General features: G+C 70.2%; 8 protein-coding genes. All 8 read right to left on the bottom strand.

Annotation, left to right across the window (positions count from 1 at the left end; genetic code table 11):
* Positions 1-118: 118 nt before the first annotated feature.
* Positions 119-598: a hypothetical protein gene (locus Psi01_RS40985; protein ID WP_204069602.1), complete on the bottom strand. Its 480-nt coding sequence runs from the start codon at positions 596-598 to the stop codon at positions 119-121.
* 9 nt (positions 599-607) lie between these two features.
* Positions 608-970, bottom strand: coding sequence for a response regulator (locus Psi01_RS40990; protein WP_204069603.1), 363 nt, complete (start codon positions 968-970; stop codon positions 608-610).
* Positions 971-983: 13 nt separating this feature from the next.
* Complete coding sequence (locus Psi01_RS40995; protein WP_204069604.1) at positions 984-1,445, bottom strand: chemotaxis protein CheX; 462 nt, start codon at positions 1,443-1,445, stop codon at positions 984-986.
* Positions 1,442-1,819: a response regulator gene (locus Psi01_RS41000; protein WP_275424658.1), complete on the bottom strand. Its 378-nt coding sequence runs from the start codon at positions 1,817-1,819 to the stop codon at positions 1,442-1,444. Before Psi01_RS41000 ends, Psi01_RS40995 begins: the two co-directional genes overlap by 4 nt.
* Before the next feature lie 16 nt (positions 1,820-1,835).
* Positions 1,836-2,681, bottom strand: a complete 846-nt coding sequence (locus Psi01_RS41005; protein WP_204069606.1) for a CheR family methyltransferase — start codon at positions 2,679-2,681, stop codon at positions 1,836-1,838.
* Between the two features lie 10 nt (positions 2,682-2,691).
* A complete protein-coding gene (locus Psi01_RS41010) occupies positions 2,692-3,768 on the bottom strand; it encodes a protein-glutamate methylesterase/protein-glutamine glutaminase (protein ID WP_204069607.1) in 1,077 nt (358 codons plus the stop codon).
* 226 nt (positions 3,769-3,994) lie between these two features.
* Complete coding sequence (locus Psi01_RS41015; RefSeq protein ID WP_204069608.1) at positions 3,995-5,374, bottom strand: MFS transporter; 1,380 nt, start codon at positions 5,372-5,374, stop codon at positions 3,995-3,997.
* A gap of 284 nt (positions 5,375-5,658) precedes the next feature.
* A complete protein-coding gene (locus Psi01_RS41020) occupies positions 5,659-7,275 on the bottom strand; it encodes a methyl-accepting chemotaxis protein (protein ID WP_204069609.1) in 1,617 nt (538 codons plus the stop codon).
* Between the last annotated feature and the right edge of the window lie 332 nt (positions 7,276-7,607).

Here is a 7,607-nt window from a genome sequence, read left to right on the forward strand (position 1 = left end):
GGATCCCGGAGCTCAGCAGGGCCGTACCCGGCCCGGAAGACGCCGAGGGCGCCGCCCCCTCCGTGGAGGGGGCGGCGCCCTGCGGGTCGGACTCCCTGTCCGGTTGGGCTGCGGGCCGTCAGCCGGCCAGGGAGAGCCAGAACTTGCCCGTGCCGTAGCCGCCGATCTCGACCGACAGGTCGAGACGGGCGCCCAGGGCCAGCAGGCGGGCGGTGGCGTCCGCGGGTGCGGGCTCACCGGGCATGTAGGACTCGTACAGCTTCAGGTGGGGCAGGTCCAGCTGGTTGAGCAGGCCCGTGAGGATGTTGCAGACCTCCCGGACGTTGTCGGCCAGCATCGGGGTCAGCTCCCCGTCCTCGACGGAGGCCTCGGCCCCGCCCTGCGGGATCAGGCCGATGGCCGCACCTGCGTACGCGGCCAGCTTGAGGTCCATCCCCGCCACCGCCATGAGCTTGCGCGAGTTGTCGACATAGAGGGCGACGACCGCCTTCTTGAGATCGGCCGCGACCGCGGGGTCGGACACGCCCACGGTGACGGGACGGCCGAGCAGGTCCTCGAACAGGTCCTTGATGTTCTTCGGGACCGGAAGTGTCGACATGGCAGGCCTTTACCCCAGAATCGGACCGAGAACGTCAGTGAAGTTGTCCGCGGTGAACGGCTTGGTGATCAGGAAGAGCGCACCGGCCTGCTCGGCCATCTGCCGCATCTCGTCGGTGCCCTCGGAGGTGACGAAGCCGAACGGCACGTCCACTCCGCCCGCACGCAGCGCCCGCAGGACCTCGATGCCCGTCATTTCCGGCATGTTCCAGTCCGAGAGGACCAGATCGGGCTTCTCGGAGATGGTCATGTCGTGCGCCTGACGACCGTCGGCCGCCTCGACGAGTTCATGTCCCCCGAAACCGGCCTGGCGCAGGGTCCTCGTAACGATCTGACGCATGACCCGGCTGTCGTCGGCGATGAGAATCTTCATGATTGAGGTTTCCTTACCCAGTGCTCTTGCTGGTCCACACGCTGATCGCGATCGGCTCGTTCTGCCAACTGCCCTGCAGACGGCACACCTCCACCGCCGCCGGCCACTTGTTGACGCCTTCGTCGATTGTCGCCACGTGGGGCAGCGAGAGCAGGGAACCATCAGGCAAAAGGCTCTTGACGTTGCCACCGATCACATTGACCAGCTCACCGACGGCGTCGGCGATGTCGTCGCGGGACACCTCGTCCTCCTCGATGCCCAGCAGGGCCGAGGCGGCCATCTGGGAGGCCGACTCGGAGAAGGACATGACGACGTGTCCCTCCCACGCGCCCGTCACCGAGACCGCGGCGATCACGTGCGGCAGGGACGGGGTCTCCTCCGACGGGAGGAAGGGGGCCACGCCCTCCGGGTCGAGGTAGGACAGCCAGACCTGCTCGGTGATGGCCTGCAGGTCTTCGGTGGTCGGAGAGGTCATGACAGGGTTCCGCTCGGTACGAGGCCCAGGAGGGCCAGCTTCTCCGTGATGGCTTCGGGGGTGAACGGCTTGATGACGTACTCGTGCGCCCCGGCCGCCAGAGCGCGGACGATCTGCCCGTGCTCGCTCTCCGTGGTCACCATCATCAGCGTTATCTGCCGGTAGCGCTCCTGGGAGCGGACCGCCGTGACGAACTCCAGCCCGTTCATCTCCGGCATGTTCCAGTCGATGAGCGCGACCGTGGGCGGCGCGTCCATCTTCTCCAGCAGTTCCAGGGCCTCCCGGCCGTTGCCGGCCTCGTGCACCTCGAAGCCCAGCTGCGTGACGATGCGGCGCAGGATCAGCCTCATCGCTCGGGAATCGTCGATCACCATGGCGTGCACCGCGGTGTCACCCCTTTCTCGTCGCGCCGACAGGCGCAGTAGTCGCAGCGCGCGGCCTGTATGCCGACGCGCGCCCGGCGACGACCCGCTCGAAGCCGTCGTCGATGCCGATGGTTGTTTCGGCTGCGCCGAGGAAGAGCCAGCCGTCGGGACGCATCAGGCTGCGGACACGCCGCAGCACGGAGCGCTTGGTCTCAAGGTCGAAGTAGATGAGGACGTTGCGCAGGAACACCACGTCGAAGGGCTGCGCCGGCGGCAGCGGCGCCGCCAGGTTGACCTTCTGGAAGGAGATGTTGCGGCGCAGGACGTCGCCCACCTGCCATTCGGTACCCGCCCGCTGGAAGTACTTCACCAGCATCGGGACGGGCAGTCCCCGGTTCACCTCCAGCTGGCTGTAGCGGCCGGCCTTCGCACGCTCGAGCATCTCGTTCGAGATGTCGGTGGCGAAGATCTCGTACTGCCGGCTGCTCGTCAGCGACTCCTCCAGCATCATGGCCAGGCCGTACGGCTCCTGCCCGCTGGAGCAGGCCGCCGACCAGATGCGCAGCTTCTGCGTCGCCGGGCGCCGTTCCATCAGGTCGGGCAGCACGGTGTCGGTGAAGGCGGTGAACGGTTCGCGATCGCGCAGCCACGACGTCTCGTTGGTGGTCAGCGCGTCGACGATCTGGTCGGCCAGCGCGCGCTCCCGCTGGGCCCGCGCGACGAACTCCGACACCGATACGGTGCCCGTCCGTCTGGCGAGCGGCAGCAGCCGCGCCTCCACCAGATACTCCTTGCCGGTCTCGAGGACGATCGCCGCCTCACGCCGGACGAGCCCGCTGACGAAAGCGAACTCCTGTTGGGTCAAAGCCATCGGTTCATCCTCAGGACCTGGCCGTGCGGCCGCCGGCCGCACGGTTGATTAGATGGTGGGAAATCTCGTTCAGGGGGAGAACAGCGTGGGCCAGTCCGGCACCGGCGACCGCTCCCGGCATCCCCCAGACCACCGACGTGGCCTCGTCCTGGGCGACGATCTCGGCGCCCTTGCCGGACAGCACCTCGCTTCCGCGCTTGCCGTCCTGGCCCATGCCGGTGAGGATCACCGCCAGGGTCGCTCCGCCGTACACCGCCGCGACCGAACGGAACAGCACGTCCACGGCGGGACGGCAGAAGTTCTCGGGCGGCCCCTGCTGCAGGTTGGTGAACACACCGTTCCCGCGCCGGTTGACCTCCATGTGGTAGTCGCCGGGGGCGATGTACACCATCCCCGCCTGGACCGGCATGTTGGCCTGCGCTTCGACGACCTTCAGCGCCGAGGCGCGGTCGAGCCGCTCGGCGAACATCTTGGTGAAGACCTGCGGCATGTGCTGCACCACCACGATGGGCAGCGGGAACGTCGCCGGCAGCGCGCTGACCACCTTGGTCAGGGCGTCCGGCCCTCCGGTGGAGCAGCCCACCGCCACGACCTGGGGGACGGACGTCCCGCCGGCCGCGGGGCGGGCGATCGGGGCCGCGGGCCGCGGGGCGGGCCTGACGGCCGCCATGCGGGACGGGCCGCCGGTCCTGCACAGCGCGTGGATGCGCGGGATGATCTGTTCCCGGACGCTTTTGATCGACTCTGAGACGCTGCCGACGTTGGCGGGCTTGGTCACGTAGTCGCTGGCGCCCGAGGCCAGGGCCTCAAGGGTGGCGGACGCGCCGACCGAGGTCAGCGTGCTGAACATGATGACCGGAAGGCGCGGGTGGACCTTGCGGATCTCCTTGATGGTGGTCAGCCCGTCCATCACCGGCATCTCGATGTCCAGGGTGACGATGTCGGGCTTCAACATGTCGATCTTGGAGAGGGCGACCTTGCCGTTGGGCGCGGTTCCGACCACCTGGATCCCGGGATCCGCACTCAGCGCGTCGACAATCAGGCGCCGGACGACGACCGAGTCGTCGACCACCAGAACCGATACCACGCGAGTGCCTCCTGTGCCAGAAGCGGGACATGTGTCACCGCCCGTCCATCGCGTTCCCTATCGACAGGAGAGGGGAAGGGATGAGGATTCACCGGCCCTTCCGCTGGACCCGACGGACCGGATTCACCCTTCCCTTTGTCGCTTTTTGTACACGAAATACTACGGAAGGTCACTTAAGGCATGCCGTGCAGGTCCGGAACGCCGAAGTCCCGTCCGCCGCGTGTGCTCAGGCGCGGGTGCGCCGCGAACGGCGGCGGGCGGCACGGGGGGAACGCCCGGCGGGGGCGGCCGGCCCGGGACCGCGGGACGCGGTGGAGCGCCGGTCGCGCGGCGCGCTCTCCGGGCGCCGGACCCGCCGGGACACGCCCAGGGCGGTGATCGCGGTGGTCACGGGGTCCCGGTGACCCAGGCAACGGGCCAGCAGTACGGCGGCGCCGCACGTCACCGCCAGGGTGACCAGGCCCGCCATGAGGAGGGCGGTGCGGGGGCCCACGGTGTCGCAGAGCACGCCGAGCAGGGGCCCGCCGACCGCTCCCGAGGCGGCGCCCACCATCGACTGCGCGGCCAGCACCCGGCCGCGCATGGTGGGCTCGGTGCCGAGCTGGGCCCGCGTGCTGACGGTGGTGTCGAGCACCACCGCGCCGGCGGCGATCGGCAGCAGCACCAGGGCGAAGCCGAGCAGGCCCGGCACGATCCCGCTGACCGCCTGTCCCGCGCTGGTCAGCAGGGCGGCGGCGAACAGGATCCGGAAGGTCAGGCTTGGGCGGGAGGCCGCGTACAGCCCGCCCAGGACGGCGCCGACGGCGAAGACGACCGACAGCACGCCGTACCCGGCGGCGCCGGCGTTCAGCGGTCCCTCGCTCATCGCGGCCATGGTGACCTGGTAGTTACGGCCCAGGGCGCCCAGCACGAAGGCCAGGCCGAGCAGGACCAGCAGCCAGCGGGTCCGCCCGATGTAGCGCAGCCCGGAGGCGATCCCGATCTCGCCGGCGCCCGCGCGGGGCAGCGGGTGCATCTCACTGCCGCGCATGCCCAGCACCGCGGCCATGACCAGCAGGAAGCTCACCGCGTTGATCAGGAAGAGCGTCCCGGTGCCGGTCAGCGGGATCAGGACGCCGGCCAGGCCCATGCCGGCGATGCGGCCCGCGGAGCTGATCACCGAACCGAGGGCCAGGGCGTTGGACAGGTCCTCGGGGCCGACGACCTCCGCTCCGAAGCGGCCCAGGCTGGGGCCGTCCAGCGCGGAGACCATCCCGCCGAGCAGGGCCACCGCGTAGATGGGCCAGACGTTGTCCACCCCGGAGAAGGCGAGCACCGCGAGCGCGGCGGCCAGCAGCCCGTGCAGGGCCTGGCCGGTCAGCACCAGCGGGCGGGCGGGCAGCCGGTCGGCGAGGGAGCCGCCGACGAAGGCCAGCAGCATGGTCGGCAGCGACTGCAGGAACAGGCCGAACCCCAGGCTGGCGGCCGAGTGCGAGATGGACAGCAGCAGCCAGTTCACGCCGAGGACCTGCATCCACGTCCCGGCCACCGACAGGAAGTCCGCTCCCGCCCACAGACGGTAGTTACGGTGCCGCAGGGCGCGCAGCATGTCGGGTTTGCGGGACACGACGGTTTTCCTCTCTGAGATCCTCACGGACGAGAGGTCTCGCCGAACCGGCCCTCGCCGGGATCGCGCCGGGCCGGCGCCGTGGTCGTCGGGGGAGGGGACGGCCGTACGGCGAGGCCGGGCCGATCCCTCGGGGCACCGATCGGCACCGGCCCCGCAGGCCTTGAGGACCCCGTGAACGCCGCAACCGTCCTGCCCCCGGACGGGTGACAGGACGGTTGCGACGCCGGTGGATCAGAGAAAGAACCGGACCATCGGGCGGACCGGAGACCGGACCCGGCAGGTCAGAGACGGAACTGGGCCACGAGGCTCTGCAGCTCGCTGGACATCCGGGCCAGCTCCTCGGAGGCGCGCTGCGCCTCGCCGACGCCGGTCGTGGTCGTCTGCACGGAGGTGGCGACCGCGCCGATGCCGCCGGCGATCTCGCCGACGCCGGTGGCGGCCTCGGACACGCTGCGGCCGATCTCGCTGGTGGTGGCGGTCTGCTCCTCCACCGCCGAGGCGATCGTGGCCGAGTACCCGTTGATCTTGTCGATGACCTCGGTGATCTGCTGGATGGCGGCCACCGCGGCCTCGCTCTGACCCTGGACCGCCTGGATGCGCCGGGAGATGTCCTCCGTCGCCTTGGCGGTCTCCTGGGCCAGGTCCTTGACCTCGGAGGCGACCACGGCGAAGCCCTTGCCGGCGTCGCCGGCGCGGGCGGCCTCGATGGTGGCGTTGAGGGCCAGCAGGTTGGTCTGCTCGGCGATGCTGGTGATGGTCTTGATGACGTTGCCGATCTCGGCGCTGGACTCGCCCAGCTGCGCGATGGTGTCGTTGGCCGTCGCCGCCACCTGGACCGCGTCGTGCGCGATCTTGGCCGCGTCGCTGGCGCTGGTGGCGATCTCCTTGATGGAGGCGGTCATCTGCTCGCTGGCGGCCGAGACGGTCTCGACGTTGCGCGAGACCTGCTCGGCGGCGGCGGAGACGGAGTCGGCGCGGCCGCTGGTCTGCTCGGCGCTGCCGGCGATCTGCTCGCTGACGGTGGCCAGCTCCTGGGAGGCGCCGGCCAGCTGCTCGCTGTTGGCGTTGATGCCGGTGACGGTGCCGCGCAGCGTGGCCACGGCCTGGTCCAGGCCGGCCGCCATCGTGCCGATCTCGTCACGGCCGCTGACCTCCGCCCGGCGGGTCAGGTCGCCGGCGGCCAGGCCCTCGATCACGTGGGAGACCTTGCGGACCGAGGTGACGACCTTGCCGGCGATGAGGCGGGCGCCGACCAGCGCCACCAGCAGGCCCGCCACCAGCACGATGATGGTCGTGGTGCGGCCCGAGGAGTAGGCCTCGGCGGCCTCGTCCGCCCGCCGCTTGCCGTCGACGGCCTCCGCCGCCGCGATCTTCTCGACGACGTCGGCGGCCTTCTGGAACGCCGGCCCGGTCACCTCGTCACGGACCCTGGTTATCTCGGCGTCGTCGTCGTTCCTGCTGGCCGTCAGGAACGTCTCCCAGGTGCCCTGGTAGTTCTCCCATGCCTCGCGCAGTTCCTCCACCAGCTCCGGGGCGACGGTGTTGGCGGCGTAGGAGTCCAGGTCGCGGATGACGGTGGCGGTGTCCTTCTTGAGGGCCTGCTCGTAGGTGGCCTTGGCGGCCTCGGTGCGCGACAGACCGTGGTTGAGCAGGTTCATCCGGGTGAGCGCCATGTCTAGACGGACCTGGTCGATCTTCTGGACCGGTACCAGGCCGCCGGTGTAGAGGCTCTCGGCCTTGTCGTTGATCACGCCCATCTGGCCGATGCCGATGAGGCCCACCAGCAGCGCGACGAAGGCCATCACGCCGACGCTGGAGAGGATCTTCGTACTGATACCGCGGTCTTCGATGAGGGACCGTGCCGTACGCGGTCCCCGCGCCGCTGAGGGCGTAGTCATGGTGGAACTCTTTCTTGCGTGTACGGCGGCCCGGAGCCACCGGAAGGAGGGTCGGTCAACGGGCCGCCGGGCGATGTGCTCGTCACGACCACACCTCTTTCGTCGGCATGGCGAGACCGCACCTGAGAGGTACCGCGACGCGACGACAACCGCTCCGCTCCCCGGTCGCGCTGCGGCCCGCACGGCCCCGCGAACACCGACCGCCCAGGACCCTGAGGAGGTCCCGGGCGGTCGGCGGACCACCGGAAGGAGGGGGAGGGGGATCCGGGGTCACGCGGATGGATCAGATGGAGAGGCCGGTGGCCGGTGTCCGTCGGCCCGGCGTCAAGCCA

This window comes from Paraplanobispora siamensis (genome assembly GCF_016863175.1).
Lineage (GTDB): Bacteria > Actinomycetota > Actinomycetes > Streptosporangiales > Streptosporangiaceae > Planobispora > Planobispora siamensis.

What these genes read in the sequence shown, in the direction of transcription:
- Psi01_RS41005 (WP_204069606.1), bottom strand. Translation starts at nt 2,681, where the DNA reads ATGGCTTTGACCCAACAGGAGTTCGCTTTCGTCAGCGGGCTCGTCCGG.
- Psi01_RS40995 (WP_204069604.1), bottom strand. Translation starts at nt 1,445, where the DNA reads ATGACCTCTCCGACCACCGAAGACCTGCAGGCCATCACCGAGCAGGTC.
- Psi01_RS40985 (WP_204069602.1), bottom strand. Translation starts at nt 598, where the DNA reads ATGTCGACACTTCCGGTCCCGAAGAACATCAAGGACCTGTTCGAGGAC.
- Psi01_RS40990 (WP_204069603.1), bottom strand. Translation starts at nt 970, where the DNA reads ATGAAGATTCTCATCGCCGACGACAGCCGGGTCATGCGTCAGATCGTT.
- Psi01_RS41020 (WP_204069609.1), bottom strand. Translation starts at nt 7,275, where the DNA reads ATGACTACGCCCTCAGCGGCGCGGGGACCGCGTACGGCACGGTCCCTC.
- Psi01_RS41000 (WP_275424658.1), bottom strand. Translation starts at nt 1,819, where the DNA reads ATGGTGATCGACGATTCCCGAGCGATGAGGCTGATCCTGCGCCGCATC.